The following is a 17,427-nucleotide window of genomic DNA, read 5'->3' as shown; positions in this document are numbered from 1 at the left end:
GAATACCGCTGATCTTGTGGGGCTGCACTTGTAGGTTTGCCTTTAGGCGAATAACTGGAGAATGGATGCCTCAAATGTGGGTTAAAGTCGAAATGACAGGTGACGCTCGGTTTGTAAAAAAACATCACTTTAATCACGTGTCTCGTATCTTTAGTTTTATTAGCACAGTGGTCTTTGGTCGCTCTTTTTTCAAGGTAAGCAAACCAACAAAACCCAGAGCATAACCCCCTCCAGCTCCCCCTTGAAGAAAAGGGGGAGAGCAAAGAGCAAGACCTGCTCCGTGGAATTCATCCCGTTCCGTCGGATTACGCCTCGTTCCTCGTCTCATCCGACCTACGGTGGAAATGACGATGTATGATTACACCAAATCCGTCTAGTTGAAATCATCACTTTCCTCGTTTCATTCTACGGTCACCCCACCTCTGTTTGATTGGCTTATTACTCATCGCGGATATCTATAATAAATGCGCTTATGCTTAAAATTATTTAATTGTCATTTTATTTTTGACAATTGTGGTTGAGGTGTAAACGCTCTCAAGGTCTAATAGACGTTATTCTTTACATTCCATTTTATAGACGCCGAATACAAGGACGATCTAATGACTCAGGATATTGTTATCCTTGCTGCTGGTAAAGGCAGCCGCATGAAATCTAAGCTTCCTAAGGTACTGCACGCAGTGGGTGGTATGTCCATGGTGCGCAGGGTATTAACCGTTGCAAGTGGGCTGCCTAATGCTGCCTTGCATCTGATTGTGGGACACCAAGGTGAGCAGGTCGCAGAAAAATGTCAGGATTTTTCGGCCAATATTGTGTGGCAAAACGACCCACAAGGAACTGGCGATGCACTAAAGCGCGTAGCCCCGCATCTACAAGAAAATGGTTCGACGCTCACCTTGTATGGTGATGTGCCTTTAATTCAAGCCGATACGTTAGAAAAAATGACAGCATTATCAACACCAAATACCTTGGTACTGCTGACAGTCACACTGGATAATCCAACTGGCTATGGGCGTATTGTGCGTAATGCAGACAACCAAGTGACTGCTATTGTTGAGCAAAAAGACGCCAACGACGAAGAGTTGAAAATCCAAGAAGTAAATACCGGTATCTTGCTCGCACCTAACGCGCACCTGCAAACATGGTTGGCTGCACTGACAAATAATAACGCCCAGCAGGAATATTACCTGACTGACATTATCGCCATGGCGGCCCGTGATGGGGTGGAGATAGTCACTGTGCAGCCAGGGTCAGAAGCGGAAGTGTCTGGCGTCAACGATAGACTACAATTAGCGGCACTAGAAAGAGTTCTACAACGCCAACAAGCCGACGACTTGATGAGAAATGGTGCCACTTTATTAGACCCTTCACGCATTGATGTGCGTGGCGAGTTGCAGACTGGCCAAGACGTTGTGATCGATATTAACTGCGTTTTTGAAGGCAAAGTAGTGATCGGTGATGACGTTGAGATCGGGCCAAATTGCCACCTTAACAACTGCACGATTGGCAACGGCACCATCATCAAAAGCAATACCTTGATTGATGACAGCCAAGTAGGTGAAAACTGCGATATTGGACCTTTTGCTCGACTGCGCCCAGGAACTCAACTAGCGAACAAAGCAAAAATCGGCAATTTTGTAGAAACCAAAAGAGCCATAATTGGCACAGGCAGCAAGGTAAATCACTTAAGCTACATCGGCGATACACAAATGGGGGCCGGAGTGAATGTAGGTGCCGGCACCATTACCTGTAACTACGATGGGGTGAATAAACATCAGACGCAGGTTGCCGATAATGTGTTCATTGGCTCTAACTCGGCATTAGTTGCCCCAGTGAACATTGCCGCTGGCGCTACCATCGCGGCAGGTTCAACGATCACCAAAAATGTCACCGAAAATCAGCTGGCTGTAGGGCGAGCGCGACAAACAACAAAAGACAACTGGCCAAAACCGACAAAAAAATAGCGAAATAGGCGAGTTATTAAAAAGAGCCAAGGCTCCTTTTAAGTCACAGAATCGAAAGGATCAAACACATGTGTGGAATAGTAGGGGCGATTGCGCGCCGTAATGTATCAAAAATCCTGATTGAAGGGTTAAGCCGTCTTGAGTATCGAGGTTATGATTCGTCAGGTATTGCGATCAATAATGAGCAAGGCGTTTTCTCTCACCGTGCCGTAGGCAAGGTGCAAGCGCTGAAAGACAAATTCGCTGCTGAGCCGCTTGATGGCACAATGGGTATTGCACACACTCGCTGGGCAACCCATGGTAAGCCAACAGAAAACAACGCTCATCCACACAGCTCTGGTGATGACCTAGCATTAGTGCACAACGGCATTATTGAGAACCACGAAACTTTGCGCGCTCAATTAAAAGCACAAGGCTACGTGTTCAAATCAGAAACAGACACCGAAGTGATTGTTCACCTGATCCACAACGAACTAAAAACGCAACCAGACTTACTAAAAGCGGTGCAAGCGACATTGGCCCAATTGGAAGGTGCGTTTGCTATTGCCGTAGTGAATCACGCTGACAAAGAGCGCTTTGTGGCAGCCCGTAAAGGTAGCCCGCTGGTTGTGGGTGTTGGTATTGAAGAAAACTTTGTTGCTTCCGATCAACTTGCTTTATTGCATGTGACAGACCAATTCATCTTCCTGGAAGAAGGCGATGTGGTAGAGGTAACGCGCGATGAAGTGGTGATTTATGATCAACAAGGCGAACCGCAAGCGCGTCCAGTGAGTGTGTTTAACCACAATGTTGACGCCACTGATAAAGGTGAATTTCGTCATTACATGATGAAAGAAATCTACGAGCAACCTAAAGTGATTAACGCTTGTTTAGAAGGTCGCATCAGTGAGAATAAAGTACTAACAAGCTGTTTCGGTGCAGACTCAGACTTCTTAAAAGAAGTGGAGAATGTTCATATCGTGGCTTGTGGTACCAGTTATCATGCAGGGTTAGTGGCCAAATATTGGATCGAAGACCTCGCCGGTGTACCGTGCGCTGTAGAAGTTGCCAGTGAATACCGTTACCGCAATGTTGCGGTGCCAAAAAATACCTTGTTCCTGACGCTGTCTCAATCTGGTGAAACCGCCGACACACTCGCCGCATTGCGTAAAGCCAAAGAGCAAGGCTACCTAACCACGCTCGCTATTTGTAATGTGCCATCAAGCACCTTAGTACGAGAATCTGCGCTAACATTATTGACCAACGCAGGTGCAGAAATTGGTGTTGCCTCCACCAAAGCTTTCACGACACAGTTAACGGCTTTGTTAATCACCAGTGTTGCCATTGCTGTCGAAAAAGGTTTATCCGCCGAGAAAGAAAGCGCCTTGGTGCAAGCCATGCGCTCGCTGCCAGCTTATGTGAATGCCGCCTTATTACAAGACGAACACATTCAAAAAGTATCGGACCGCTTCGCCAACAAACAACACGCACTATTTTTAGGGCGTGGCGCCATGTACCCGATTGCGCTAGAAGGTGCGCTGAAGCTGAAGGAAATCTCCTATATTCATGCCGAAGCTTACCCAGCAGGTGAATTGAAACATGGGCCATTAGCCTTGGTAGATGAAAACATGCCAATCATCACCATGGTGCCGCATAATGACATGCTGGATAAACTAAAATCTAACATGCAAGAAGTGGCTGCCCGTGGTGGAGAGCTCTATGTTTTCGCAGACCGCAGCACCAACCTTCACAACGAAGACAACATCATCTTCACAGAAGTGCCAAAAGTCGAAGAAATACTAGAACCTATCGTTCACACTATTCCGCTGCAACTTCTGTCTTATCATGTTGCTGTCGTTAAAGGCACAGACGTAGATCAGCCAAGAAACCTCGCCAAATCCGTTACCGTCGAATAACGCAACTCAAGGGGCAGATACCTGCCCCTTGATATCGATGAACTGTGTCCGCTACGCGGCCATCGGCACATTACGCTTCGCTTATGATGCCCTACGACCCCCTTGGTATTCCCAACGAATTTGATCTAACCAAACATCACTACCCTCGTCGAATTTGATGCACCAATTACCATCATCCCTACAGTAGGTCGGATGAGACGAGGAACGAGGCGTAATCCGACGGAGCGTGATGATTTCCACGGAGTATGTCTTGCTCTTTGCTCTCCCCCTTTTCTTCAAGGGGGAGCTGGAGGGGGTTATGCACTGGGTCTTGTAGGTCGCGGCTTTAGCCCGAATGCCACTGTGCTAATAAAGCCAATCATGCGAGACACCTGTGATTAGAGTGATGCTATTTACAAACGAGCGTCACCTGCTATTTGGACTTTCACCGATGATTGATACATAAAATCTCCAGTTATTCGCCTAAAGGCAGACCCACAAGGTCAGCGGTGTTCTCGACGGATTTGGTGTATCAAATATCGTTATTTCTACAGTAGGTCGGATGAGACGAGGAACGAGGCGTAATCCGACGGAGCGTGATGATTCCCGATGTTTTTACAAACCGAGCGTCACCTGTCATTTCGACTTTAACCTATATTTAGAATCGTCCAATCTCCAGTTATTCGCCTAAAGGCAAACCTACAAGTGCAGCCCCACAAGATTGGCGGTATGCTCGATGGATTTAGTGCAACAATCGCCGTTGTATTGAACTGTGTCCGCTGCGCGGCCATCGGCACATTACGCTTCGCTTATGATGCCCTACGAAGACCGCGGTATTCACGATGGATTTGATGTAATCAAACATCACTACCCTCGTAGAATCTGATGCACCAAATATCGTTATTTCTACCGTAGGTCGGATGAGACGAGGAACGAGGCGTAATCCGACGGAAGGTGGTGATACCCGACGGATTATGTCTAGGTCTTGTAGGTCGCGGCTTTAGCCCGAATACCACTATGCTAATAAAGCCAATCATGCGAGACACGTGCGACAAACGTGACCCTCATGATCAGCATCACTTCCGCGTCGGCCGCTCTTTTTTAGGTATGACGACCCACAAGGTCAGCGGTGTTCCCAACGAATTTGATCTAACCAAATATCGTTATTTCTACCGTAGGTCGGATGAGGCGAGGTACGAGGCGTAATCCGACGGAGCGTGATGATTCCCGATGTTTTTACAAACCGAGCGTCACCTGTCATTTCGACTTTAACCCACATTTGAGACATCCATTCTCCAGTTATTCGCCTAAAGGCAAACCTACAAGTGCAGTCCCACAAGATCAGCGGTATTCATGATGGATTTGGTGCAACAATCGCCGTTGTATTGAATTGTGTCCGCTGCGCGGCCATCGGCACATTACGCTTCGCTTATGATGCCCTACGAAGCCCACGGTATTCTCGATGAATATGATATAACCAAATACCGTTATTTCTACCGTAGGTCGGATGAGACGAGGAACGAGGCGTAATCCGACGGAACATGACGATTTCCACGGAGTATGTCTTGCTCTTTGCTCTCCCCCTTTTCTTCAAGGGGGAGCTGGAGGGGGTTATGCTCTGGGGCTTGCTCTTTGCTCTATCCCTTTTCTTCAAGGGGGAGCTGGAGGGGGTTGTGCTCTGGGTCTTGTAGTTTTTCTTACCTTGAAAAAAGAGCGGTAAATGCCACGGAATAAACGAGCCAATTAAACGCGATAGGTGCCCCATCTTAATCTAATAAAAACAACGGCGCTGATGTCTTATTTTTATCAATAACTGCGATGAAGGTTTATTTTATCTTTGGCTTTAAATTGTGAACGATATTTATACCTTTTGCATAAAACGAATCATGAAGTCACAAAAATGAATTATGCGTCATATTTTATGAATTCTCGAAAATCTATCTTTTAAGGATTAAAAAACCATTTTTAATCAGTGGTTTAGATAATCGGCGCCCAAAAAATGCCAAGTTTAGCCCATATTTTATCAAGATTGATTCGTTAGATTAAATAAACCATTATCCTTTGGTCGCAATTGGAATGACTTTTCTATTTAAAAAATAAAAATACATTTTTATGTTTTTATGGGGGATAAGTTTGTTTGTTTTTGAATTAACAAAGGTGTGAATAAAAATATTTTTACCCTCTATTAAAGAGGAAATAACTCAAATAATAATAACAAGGTTGTTTAAAATGAAAAAAATACCCGTCATTATGCTCGTCTCTTTGGGGACGGTTTGTGCGAGTGCACAAGCTGAGAATTTACAAGAAGCACTTTCTGGAGGTACTTTCACTGGTGAAATTAGAAATACCTTAGGGCTTGCTACACAAACCGATGCGAAAGCATCTGGACCATTCAATAATGCCAAATCACTTGGTTCTGCGATCACTTTAGATTATCTAACAGGTGCTTATTACGGTTTCACATTAGGCCTCGGTGCGCAATCTGGTTATGACTGGGGACTGCAAAGTAATGATGTATCCTCTTTTGTTGGCGGTGAAAATGACCGCCGTGTCACCACAGATGCGACCAGTTTGTATCATGCTTTTTTACAATATGATTTTGATAAAACAATAACGGATACACGTGTCCGCTTTGGTCGTCAGAGTTTGGTTTCCCCGTTAGTGATGACCGATGGTATGTACCCCATGCAAGACACGTATGATGCCCTGGTTATTCAGAATAAGGACTTTAATAAGACAGATTTACGCTTCATGTATATCAGTAAGTGGAACAGGCGCTACGGCGATGATAATGAAGGTTCGATTACTGAAGCGACTAAGGAGTTTGATAACCCTTTGGTTTCTTTATACTTGAATAATAACAGTATCGAAGGGTTAAACATCGAAGCGCAATGGCTGTCCAACAACAATGATGAAGGGGTGGGTGATCCACCGGCGGATGTAAATGCTCACGATTATGATACAAGCTTCCTAGGCTTAACTTATAAAATACCAGACAGTACATGGGAGCTGGGTGCGAAAAACTTGTCGGCTAATTTTGACGACAGTGCAGACACTGGCTATTGGGGAGCACGAGTGAAGAAAACGTTTGACGGCATAGGGGTTCAGCTTGCTTATACCTCAGTTGACGATGCCGCTAACTTCCCCGGCTCACTTGGTCACGTGCCAATGTTTCGAGCTTACAGCCCAGGCTTAACGCCAGAAGTATTTGCCGGTTTGAAGGCCACTTCCATTGCGGTAGATTACAACTTTGATGTGCCAGGTTTGTTCACAAGAGTAGGTTACACAAGCTATAAACAAAGTGATGAAGGCATTAAAAACAGCATAGATAACGACCTAGACGGCGGCTATGAAGCCTCTTTGCAAGTAAATTATAAACCTGCATCAATCAAGGGCTTATCAACCATAGTTCAATTGTCTTACATGGATTACGATCAAGATGTAGATACTGATGATATGACAGTGCTACGTACCTCACTGAACTATAAATTCTAACCTTAAAAAATGAGCCTTGTATTATGCGCGACGCCTTGTCTAGGCTTATCCTAGTGGAGTGCGCAGAGTGCAAGGCTTCGTTTATCATAGTGCTAGGCGGTGTCGGCTTATAACAACTATTCTTTGCTGGACAAGCCCAAAACCTTTACCATGAGAGGTGAGTGGTTTTCTTTAGTGATAGCGGATTTAGATGGGAAGAAGATGATCAACAGATTTGCCAATATGAACATAAAAGCACGAGTGTACCTGCCTATTGTGCTGCTGCTTATTTTAATGCTCGCGGTGATCTATTTTAATTTTAATGGCAACCAACAAGTGAGTCATGCGACTCAAGTTCAGCAACAAGTCACAGAAAATAGAAACACCGCGATTGATTTATCCCAGTCATTAAATGACTATTTTATGGGCTCCACCTCATTAAACGAGTTGGGCGCTAAAATTGAAACGTTTTCTGCCCGTTTGCAAAATCGTCCAGCAATACAGACTCGCCTAGAAGAAATAGACAACCGCCTTAAAGAATACCAGCAAATTAAAATCGAGGTTGCAGGCCTTGAGCAAAACAACTTTTCCCTTATTGATGCGCGCTATAACAAAGCCGATGATGATACCCATGACACGCTAGATGACCTGCGTAATAATAAAATCACCTATCAAGATGACAGGTTAAAAGCGGCCAGTGGTAGTGTACATTTTATGGCCAGCATGTATCAGTTTAAATATCTGTTGGCGAATTTCAAATACCAGCCAGACTTATTGCCCGAGTTGCAAAAATTCATTGCATCCAGTCTTCAAGACGCAGAGCGCAACATTGAGCTATTGAGTGGCACTCCGTTTGTAGAAGGGCCTAAGCAGGGTAAGAAAGATTTGCTGACGGTGAGGGCTAACGTCAATCAAATACACGATAAAACCCTTGTTCTAGATCGTATATCAAACGATCTGAAAGAGAAAATAGTCGCGCTGGAAAATGAATTCTCCGAGGAGCAAGCGGCTAATAACGCCAGCACTTTTGCTTTGTTTAGTGGCTATTTATTTACCCTTATGGTCGTCATTATCGGTCTAGTGATCGTCATGATTATCATCACCACAGTAACGGCAAAAAGCATACTGACTCCCATCTATTCGTTACAGCGGGCAGCGACTGAGTTAGCGCAAGGTGAAGGGAACCTGACAAAACGATTAGAAGTACGTAGCCAAGATGAAATAGGGCAGCTTTCTAGTAGCTTCAACCTGTTTCTGGATAAAGTTCACGGCATTATGATCCAAGTCTCCAGTCTTTCAACAAAGCTGAATCAAATTGCCAACCAACTAGGACAGCAGACAGACGAAACAGGCCAATCGATTAATAAGCAAAAATCCGATACAGATCAAATAGCTGTGGCAGTCGACCAGATGGCTTCAACCGTAAAAGAAATCGCAAATACTGCCACCAGTACTGCCGACTCAGCGCAAGCCTCTGTTACACAAACGCAAGATGGCATGGCGAACATGCTCAGCACCGCAGATCTTTTAAAGGAAGTGAATGGTGAGCTGACAGGCGCTTCTACTATCATCAAAGAAATGGAAGAAAACAGCGTCCAGATTGGCAGTATATTAGAGGTAATTCGAGGCATTTCTGAGCAAACGAATTTATTGGCTTTGAATGCCGCCATTGAAGCCGCCAGAGCAGGTGAACACGGCCGAGGTTTTGCCGTCGTAGCAGATGAAGTGAGGGGCTTAGCGCAACGTACTAAAGAATCAACAGACGAAATCCAAAACATGATTGAGTCATTACAGACTATTTCCAAAAAAGCCGTCGACTCAATGGGCAGCGGTCTGGATAAATCCACCAATGCGACCTCGACCTTCTTAGCAACACAAACCGTGCTCGAAGCCGTCTCGAAACAAATACAGACAATCACCGACATGAACCTGCAAGTTGCCGCCGCCGTTGAAGAACAAAGCTGCGCAACAGAAGAAGTGCAACGCTCCACCTCTAACGTGAAAGCCTCATCAGAGCAAATTGCAGAAGTCTCACAAGCAACCCAAAAACTAGTGATAGAAATGAACCACATGACCGCAGAATTAGACAACGAAGTCGGCAAATTCGTACTCTAACCCAAACCCGAAAATCCCCCCGCATTAGCGCTAGTGCGGGGCTTCGTAAGGCATCATAAGCGAAGCGTAATGTGCCGCTGGCCGCGCAGCGGACACAGTTTAATCCAACGATGTTTGGCCACCAAATTCATCGAGCATACCGCTGATCTTGTGGGTCGGTCTTTAGGCCGACGCGGAAGTGATGTCACAAGACACCTCAACGATGTTTGATTACATCAAATCCATTAGTGATGGAGCGGTCTTCGTAGGGCATCATAAGCGAAGTGTAATGTGCCGCTGGCCGCGCAGCGGACACAGTTTAATCCGACGATGTTTGGCCACCTCAAATCCATCGTGAATACCGCTGGTCTTGTGGGGCTGCACTTGTAGGTTTGCCTTTAGGCGAATAACTGGAGATTGGATGTCTCAAATGTGGGTTAAAGTCCAAATAGCAGTTGATGCTCGTTTGTAAATAGCATCACTCTAATCACAGGTGTCTCGCATGATTGGCTTTATTAGCACAGTGGCATTCGGGCTAAAGCCGCGACCTACAAGACCCAGTGCATAACCCCCTCCAGCTCCCCCTTGAAGAAAAGGGGGAGAGCAAAGAGCAAGACCTGCTCCGTGGAATTCGTCTCGTTTCGTCGGATTACGCCTCGTTCCTCGTCTCATCCGACCTACGGTAGAAATAACGATATTTGGTTACATCATATTCATCGAGAATTCCGCTGATCTTGTGGGTCGGTCTTTAGGCCGACGCGGAAGTGATGTAACAAGACACCTCAACGATGTTTGATTACATCAAATCCATTAGTGATGGAGCGGTCTTCGTAGGGCATCATAAGCGAAGCGTAATGTGCCGTTGGCCGCGCAGCGGACACAGTTTAATCCAACGATGTTTGGCAACCTCAAATCCATCGCGGAATAACGCGGTCTCTTGTAGGTTTGCCTTTAGGCGAATAACTGGAGATTTTATGTATCAATCATCGGTGAAAGTCCAAATAGCAGGTGATGCTCGTTTGTAAATAGCATCACTCTACTCACAGGTGTCTCGCATGATTGGCTTTATTAGCACAGTGGCATTCGGGCTAAAGCCGCGACCTACAAGACCCAGTGCATAACCCCCTCCAGCTCCCCCTTGAAGAAAAGGGGGAGAGCAAAGAACAAGACCTGCTCCGTGGAATTCGTCTCGTTTCGTCGGATTACGCCTCGTTCTCGTCTCATCCGACCTACGGTGGAAATGACGATGATTGGTTACATCATATTCATAGAGAATACCGCTGGTCTTGTGGGGCTGCACTTGTAGGTTTGCCTTTAGGCGAATAACTGGAGATTTTATGTATCAATCATCGGTGAAAGTCGCAATAACAGGTGACGCTCCATTGCAAAAACATCACTCTACTCACAGGTGTCTCGCATGATTGGCTTTATTAGCACAGTGGCATTCGGGCTAAAGCCGCGACCTACAAGACCCAGTGCATAACCCCCTCCAGCTCCCCCTTGAAGAAAAGGGGGAGAGCAAAGAGCAAGACCTGCTCCGTGGGGTTCGTCTCGTTCCGTCGGATTACGCCTCGTACCTCGTCTCATCCGACCTACGGTGGAAATGACGATATTTGGTCACTAAATTCATCGAGAATACCGTGGGTTTCGTAGGGCATCATAAGCGAAGCGTAATGTGCCGCTGGCCGCGCAGCGGACATATTAGATCCACCCAACTCGCCTATGAGGGTATTTTGTATCACCACGTTCCGTCGGATTACGCCTCGTACCTCGTCTCATCCGACCTACGGTGGAAATGACGATGATTGGTTACATCATATTCATAGAGAATACCGCTGGTCTTGTGGGGCTGCACTTGTAGGTTTGCCTTTAGGCGAATAACTGGAGATTTTATGTATCAATCATCGGTGAAAGTCCAAACAACCGGTAACGCTCCATTGCAAAAACATCACTCTAATCACAGGTGTCTCGCATGATTGGCTTTATTAGCACAGTGGTATTCGGGCTAAAGCCGCGACCTACAAGACCCGGTGGATAACCCCCTCCAGCTCCCCCTTGAAGAAAAGGGGGAGAGCAAAGAGCAAGACCTGCTCCGTGGAATTCGTCTCGTTCCGTCGGATTACGCCTCGTACCTCGTCTCATCCGACCTACGGTAGAAATAACGGTATTTGGTTATATCATATTCATAGAGAATACCGCGGTTTTCGTAGGGCATCATAAGCGAAGCGTAATGTGCCGCTGGCCGCGCAGCGGGCATAGTTTAATCCGACGATGTTTGGCCACCTCAAATTCATCGTGAATAACGCGGTCTTGTGGGGCTGCACTTGTAGGTTTGCCTTTAGGCGAATAACTGGAGATTTTATGTATCAATCATCGGTGAAAGTCCAAATAGCAGGTGATGCTCGTTTGTAAATAGCATCACTCTACTCACAGGTGTCTCGCATGATTGGCTTTATTAGCACAGTGGCATTCGGGCTAAAGCCAAGCCCACAAGAATAAGGCTATTTGGCTGCGCCTAGTTTTTGTATGTTGTTTGGTTTTATTGGCAAAGTGGTCATCAGCCAATGACGGTGTTTGTTGTTTTCTACTGTTTTATTAATCAATGTTAATTTTTTACTTTTATGATTTTTGCTGATTTTCTACTCGTTATAAAATATATTAATAGTAATTTTGTCACGATTTTTAATAATATTGAGCTAGGTTAAGCACAGTGTTACTGTAAACAGCTAGCTTCTTTTGATTCTAATTAATTGAAAACTGTGTAAAAATATCTAAAGTCTGCCTAAAATAGTGAAGTCAGGTCTTGTATATTGCCTGTTTAAGCGTATCGATTGGAAAAAGTAGGCGGTTACAAAATACAAGTTTTGATTTCATGAGAGCAGAGGATTTATGCCAGCCAAGGAACACCTATCTAACCTTTTTGTTCAAACATTAGAGCAAGCCATGGATGGGGTCGTTGTTATAGACTCCAGAAATAATATTATTCTTTATAACAAAGCGGCGGAGAATCTATGGGGTTTTTCTCATGACGAAGTGATGGGAAAAAATGTCAAAATTCTTGTGCCTGATAATATCAAGCCAAACCATGATAAATATGTAAATGCCAACCGGGAAACCGGGGTTAATAAAATCGTGGGAATGAGCCGAGATATTGAGATTGTTCGTAAAGATGGCTCAATAAAATGGGGTTCCTTTTCCATTTCCAAAGTCGAAGTAGACGGCAAAATCCTTTATACCGCATTTGTTAAAGATGTTACCGAAATGGTTGTCCAGCGTAAGCGTATCGAAATGCTGTCTTTGGTGACAGACAAAACCGATAACGCCATTTTTATTACCGACAGCCAATGGAATGTGGTGTATATCAATAAAGGCTTCTCTAATATTTTGGGCTATCAAGAAGCGGATATTCTCGGTCGCTCTCCTATCTCTGTGATTTCCCCTGTGGCTTATGGCAATAAGGTTGCCGCGATCCGAGCAAGCTTACAAAAAGGCGAGGCGGTAAAGCTAGAAGCGCCAGCGTTAACCAAAGATGGCCGAGAAGTATGGTGCTCGGTCATGGCAAACCCTGTGTTTAACGACGCAGGAGAGCTGACTAATATTGTCACCGTTATGTCTGAGATTACCGCAACAAAACTCCACGAAGTGCTGCACGCTAACATTCTAGGTGCGATCGCCAAAGATAAGCCACTGGAAGTGATTATGGAAGTGGCTTGTAGGGAAATAAGCCGAGTAGACAACAGCATTATTCCAGCCATTCTAAGGGTAGATGAAGAGCAGCGGCTTCAACTGTTAGCCGCACCCGCGTTGCCATTAGATTACCGAAAAACATTAAGTGGCATTCGCATTGGCGAAGGCGCGGCGTCTTCTGGCACTGCCGCCTATCGGCAACAGGCCGTATTGGCCGCAGACATCGCCAGCGATCCACTTTGGGCAGATTATAAAGACCGCATACTTCCATTGGGCATAAAGAGCTGCTGGTCTTCGCCGATTAAAAGTAAGGGCGGAGAGGCGATTGGCGTGATCGCCTTTTATCGTAAAGAGCACCAAGAGCCTTCTGAGATCGACCAGTTGTTAATCAGTGTGCTATCCCCTTTGTGTGGATTGGCCATCGAGCGTGAGAAACAGCGCCAAGACATACGCCATCTCGCGTACTACGACAGCTTAACCAAATTACCAAACCGCAGCCTACTTCATGCAGAAGCAGAACACGCCCTAAGAGCAGTAGAAGCTGCGCAGCAAACATTGGCCGTGTTGTTTTTGGATATGGACAGATTCAAGCAAATCAACGACTCCGCAGGCCATCCCGCAGGCGACCTTTTCTTACAAAAAGTCGCTGCGCGCATCAGCCAAAAATGCGCAGACAGTGATATTGCCGGCCGGTTGTCGGGAGACGAGTTTGTGGTGATTACAAAATACAAAACCCAAGCTAAGCTCAATAACTATATTGAAGAATTAAAACAATGCATTGCAGAACCTGTGCAACTGCCTGGGCTAAAAGTATCGCCGTCCGTTAGTATCGGGGTGAGTACTTACCCAGACGACGGACGCGACATTGGTACCTTAATACATCGTGCTGACATGGCCATGTATCAAGCAAAAACCTCAGGCAAAGGGCGCTTTGCGTTTTTCAGCCATGAGCTAAACCAGCTTGCACAAGAGCGTCAGGAACTAGAGATAGAGCTACAAAAAGCCATAGAAAACGGTGACTTAGAATTAGCTTATCAGCCACAAATCAACATGAAAGACGGCTCGCTTTATGGCGTAGAAGCACTAGCCAGATGGTATCATCCTAAGTTTGGCTCCGTGTCTCCAGGTAAGTTTATTCCACTTGCAGAGGAGTGCGGCTTGATCGGAGATCTGAGTAATTGGGCGCTGCGCTCAGCCTGCCAGCAAATGGCCATTTGGCGTAATAAGGGCGTTGCGATTCTTTCTATCTCGGTCAATCTATCACCGATAAACTTCCATAATATGGACCTGTGTAATGTTATTATGTCGGAGTTAGATTCACACAATCTTAAAGCATCGGACATTACATTAGAGCTCACAGAAGGGGTCTTTTTAGACACCAACCCAAATACCATGAAGGTCTTGCATGATATTCATCAGCAAGGTGTTGGCTTCTCGATTGATGATTTCGGCACGGGCTATTCAGGGCTTAGCTATTTACGACGTATCCCGATCAAAGAGCTTAAGCTCGACAAAAGTTTTGTCAATGAATTAGAACAAAGCGCAACTGGCAGAGCCTTGAGTAAAGCCGTATTACAAATAGGCGAGAGCCTTAATTTAGACGTAGTAGCAGAAGGTATCGAGCACCAAGGGCAATATAAAATCCTAAAGAATCAAGGCTATCATGTAGCACAAGGGTTCTTGTTTTCAAAACCGTTAAATTCAGTAGAAATTGAAGCATGGATGCATAATATTCCCGTTAACAAACCCCAAGAGTCAGAGTCGTTGATTTCTGATCTTGAATCCTAAAGCGGATACAAAATATTCACGCTAAAGGCTAGTGCTGGAGATAGACATAATGCTTTTTAAAAACAAATACTTGTCGCGCATTCAAGAGCTTGAAGAAGAAGTCGCGCTTTTTAAAGATATGCGAAAAGACCTTCAAGAAGAAATGATCAACTTTAACATGGATGCAAAAGGCATCGTTGTTAGCGCCAATCAAAACTTTTACCAAGCCACAGGCTACCGTGAAAGCGACATAGTCGGCATTCACTTTGAGAAGCTGTTAGTCGCGAAATCCAAAGATAAACCACATTATCAACGCATGCAGGAAGCCATTCAACAAGGCAAACATTGGCATGGTGCCCTGCAGATCATACAAAAAGATCAGAGCGAAGGCTGGCACAGAAGCATTATTCAGCCGAAAAAAGGCAAAGGCGGACAGCTGGAAGAATTTAGCGTTTACTCCACCGAACTGACAAGAACCATTACCCTTTCGAGAGAAAAAGAAGACATGCTGCTTGCGCTGAGTCGCTCTTCTGCAGTGATTGAATTTTCTCTGAATGGCATTGTTCTGGCGGCGAATGACAACTTCCTCAAAGGCGTGGGTTATAGCCGAGACGAAATCATCGGCCAGCACCACAGAATGTTTTGTACGCCAGAAGAAGCCGAGTCTCAAGAATACATCGATTTTTGGAAAAAACTGGCCGCTGGAGACTATGTCTCTGGTCGTTTTAAACGCCTCGACCGCAACGGAAACCTAGTGTGGCTAGAAGCCAGCTATAACCCGATACATGATGAAACAGGCAAACTTTATAAAGTCGTCAAATTTGCCACCGTCATCACAGAGCAAATGGAACGAGAGATAGCCACCTCGAAAACTTCCGATATTGCCTACGACATCTCGGGTAAAACCGACTCAGATGCCGCCGCCGGGATCAAAGTTATTCACTCTACCATAGACACCATGTCCAGCCTTTCTCAGCGCATGGAAGACGCCAGTAAAGGCATCTACGCGCTAGACGCACAATCCAACAAGGTGTCTGAACTGGTCGGCAACATAAAAGGCATAGCAGACCAAACCAACCTACTGGCATTGAACGCAGCGATAGAAGCAGCCCGCGCGGGTGAACAAGGCAGAGGCTTTGCCGTCGTCGCAGACGAAGTACGCCAACTGGCCTCAAGAACCAGCACCGCCACAGAGCAAATCATAGAAGTGGTTTCTGAAAACAAACAACTGACAGAAAATGCCGTCGCACTAATCGAATCCAGCCTAGAAAGCGCCCAAACCGCCTTAAAACTGTCAAATGAAGCCGGCAACGTCATGAACGACATACAACAAGGCGCAAGAGAAGTCGTCGACGCCGTCGGCAAATTCAGAGACTCACTCTAAAACCAACCCCCATTCACCCTCGTCTTCACCGTAGAACGGATGAGACGAGGAACGAGGCGTAATCCGACGGAACGTGATGATACCCGCCGGAGCAGGTCTTGCTCTTTGCTCTCCCCCTTATTCCAAGCCACAGCGGAGCAGGTCTTGCTCTTTGCTCTCCCCCTTTTCTTCAAGGGGGAGCTGGAGGGGGTTATGCACTGGGTCTTGTAGGTATGATGACCCACAAGATCAGCGGTATTCACGATGGATTTGGTGTAACCAAACATCGTCATCTCCACCGTAGGTCGGATGAGACGAGGAACGAGGCGTAATCCGACGGAAGGTGATGATACCCGACGGATTATGTCTTGCTCTTTACTCTCCCCCTTATTCCAAGCCACAGCGGAGTAGGTCTTGCATTTAGCTCTCCCCCTTTTCTTCAAGGGGGAGCTGGAGGGGGTTATGCACTGGGTCTTGTAGGTATGACGACCCACAAGATCAGCGGTATTCTCGACGGATTTGGTGTGACCAAACATCGTCATCTCCACCGTAGGTCGGATGAGACCAGGAACGAGGCGTAATCCGACGGAAGGTGACGAATTCCACGGAGCAGGTCTTGCTCTTTGCTCTCCCCCTTTTCTTCAAGGGGGAGTTGGAGGGGGTTATGCACTGGGTCTTGTAGGTCGCGGCTTTAGCCCGAATGCCACTGTGCTAATAAAGCCAATCATGCGAGACACGTGTGAGTAGAGTGATGTTTTTGCAATGGAGCGTTACCGGTTGTTTGGACTTTCATCGATGATTGATACATAAAATCTCCAGTTATTCGCCTAAAGGCAAACCTACAAGTGCAGCCCCACAAGATCAGCGATATTCACGATGGATTTGGTAACCAAACATCGTGGTATTAACTGTGTCCGCTACGCGGCCATCGGCACATTACGCTTCGCTTATGATGCCCTACGAAACTCTCGGTATTCCACGATTGATTTGGTGTGGCCAAAGATCGTTGAGGTGTCTTGTGGCATCACTTCCGCGTCGGCCTAAAGACCGACCCACAAGATCAGCGGTATTCTCGATAAATTTGATGCAACCAAATATCGTCATTTCCACCGTAGGTCGGATGAGACGAGGAACGAGGCGTAATCCGACGGAACGTGATGATACCCGACGGATTATGTCTGGGTCTTGTAGGTCGCGGCTTTAGCCT

The 17,427-nt window shown here is 46.0% G+C and carries 8 protein-coding genes and 1 pseudogene; 8 read left to right on the top strand and 1 reads right to left on the bottom strand.

Annotated features, from left to right (window positions below; translation table 11 throughout):
• Window positions 1-599 precede the first annotated feature (599 nt).
• Both glmU and glmS read left to right on the top strand, forming a co-directional pair.
• Window positions 600-1,961: a bifunctional UDP-N-acetylglucosamine diphosphorylase/glucosamine-1-phosphate N-acetyltransferase GlmU gene (gene glmU / locus DFP81_RS17655; RefSeq protein WP_115899210.1), complete on the top strand. Its 1,362-nt coding sequence runs from the start codon at window positions 600-602 to the stop codon at window positions 1,959-1,961.
• Window positions 1,962-2,029: 68 nt separating this feature from the next.
• On the top strand, window positions 2,030-3,856 hold the full coding sequence (gene glmS / locus DFP81_RS17650; protein ID WP_115899209.1) for a glutamine--fructose-6-phosphate transaminase (isomerizing): 1,827 nt from the start codon (window positions 2,030-2,032) through the stop codon (window positions 3,854-3,856).
• A gap of 1,102 nt (window positions 3,857-4,958) precedes the next feature.
• On the opposite strand, the gene DFP81_RS18290 is transcribed toward glmS, so the two are convergent.
• Entirely contained in the window at window positions 4,959-5,123 is a 165-nt protein-coding gene (locus DFP81_RS18290) for a hypothetical protein (protein ID WP_181903136.1), read from the bottom strand.
• Window positions 5,124-6,064: 941 nt separating this feature from the next.
• On the opposite strand from DFP81_RS18290, the gene DFP81_RS17645 reads away from it, so the two are divergent.
• From DFP81_RS17645 to DFP81_RS18285, 6 genes and pseudogenes are all read left to right on the top strand, one after another.
• Window positions 6,065-7,330, top strand: coding sequence for a hypothetical protein (locus DFP81_RS17645; RefSeq protein ID WP_115899208.1), 1,266 nt, complete (start codon window positions 6,065-6,067; stop codon window positions 7,328-7,330).
• A gap of 201 nt (window positions 7,331-7,531) precedes the next feature.
• Entirely contained in the window at window positions 7,532-9,424 is a 1,893-nt protein-coding gene (locus DFP81_RS17640) for a methyl-accepting chemotaxis protein (protein ID WP_181903135.1), read from the top strand.
• A gap of 2,868 nt (window positions 9,425-12,292) precedes the next feature.
• The gene (locus tag DFP81_RS17635) at window positions 12,293-14,878 is read left to right on the top strand and encodes an EAL domain-containing protein (protein WP_115899206.1); all 2,586 of its coding nucleotides are present in this window, start codon (window positions 12,293-12,295) and stop codon (window positions 14,876-14,878) included.
• Window positions 14,879-14,927: 49 nt separating this feature from the next.
• Window positions 14,928-15,701: pseudogene (locus DFP81_RS18650) on the top strand (PAS domain-containing protein); the annotation flags it as partial.
• Entirely contained in the window at window positions 15,702-16,241 is a 540-nt protein-coding gene (locus tag DFP81_RS18645; protein ID WP_245959210.1) for a methyl-accepting chemotaxis protein, read from the top strand. It begins immediately after the preceding pseudogene.
• 855 nt (window positions 16,242-17,096) lie between these two features.
• Complete coding sequence (locus DFP81_RS18285; protein ID WP_181903134.1) at window positions 17,097-17,264, top strand: hypothetical protein; 168 nt, start codon at window positions 17,097-17,099, stop codon at window positions 17,262-17,264.
• Window positions 17,265-17,427: the final 163 nt, after the last annotated feature.

It is taken from the genome of Marinomonas pollencensis, from assembly GCF_003387375.1.
Taxonomy (GTDB): Bacteria; Pseudomonadota; Gammaproteobacteria; order Pseudomonadales; family Marinomonadaceae; genus Marinomonas; species Marinomonas pollencensis.
The sequence above is the reverse complement of the archived record's forward strand: the minus strand, read 5'-3'. Positions and strand labels throughout refer to the sequence as shown.

Bases quoted from the DNA above. Each gene is read 5' to 3' on its own strand.
- DFP81_RS17645 (WP_115899208.1), top strand. From the start codon at position 6,065: ATGAAAAAAATACCCGTCATTATGCTCGTCTCTTTGGGGACGGTTTGT.
- DFP81_RS18645 (WP_245959210.1), top strand. From the start codon at position 15,702: ATGGAACGAGAGATAGCCACCTCGAAAACTTCCGATATTGCCTACGAC.
- DFP81_RS17635 (WP_115899206.1), top strand. From the start codon at position 12,293: ATGCCAGCCAAGGAACACCTATCTAACCTTTTTGTTCAAACATTAGAG.
- glmS (WP_115899209.1), top strand. From the start codon at position 2,030: ATGTGTGGAATAGTAGGGGCGATTGCGCGCCGTAATGTATCAAAAATC.
- DFP81_RS18290 (WP_181903136.1), bottom strand. From the start codon at position 5,123: ATGTCTCAAATGTGGGTTAAAGTCGAAATGACAGGTGACGCTCGGTTT.
- DFP81_RS18285 (WP_181903134.1), top strand. From the start codon at position 17,097: ATGGATTTGGTAACCAAACATCGTGGTATTAACTGTGTCCGCTACGCG.
- DFP81_RS17640 (WP_181903135.1), top strand. From the start codon at position 7,532: ATGATCAACAGATTTGCCAATATGAACATAAAAGCACGAGTGTACCTG.
- glmU (WP_115899210.1), top strand. From the start codon at position 600: ATGACTCAGGATATTGTTATCCTTGCTGCTGGTAAAGGCAGCCGCATG.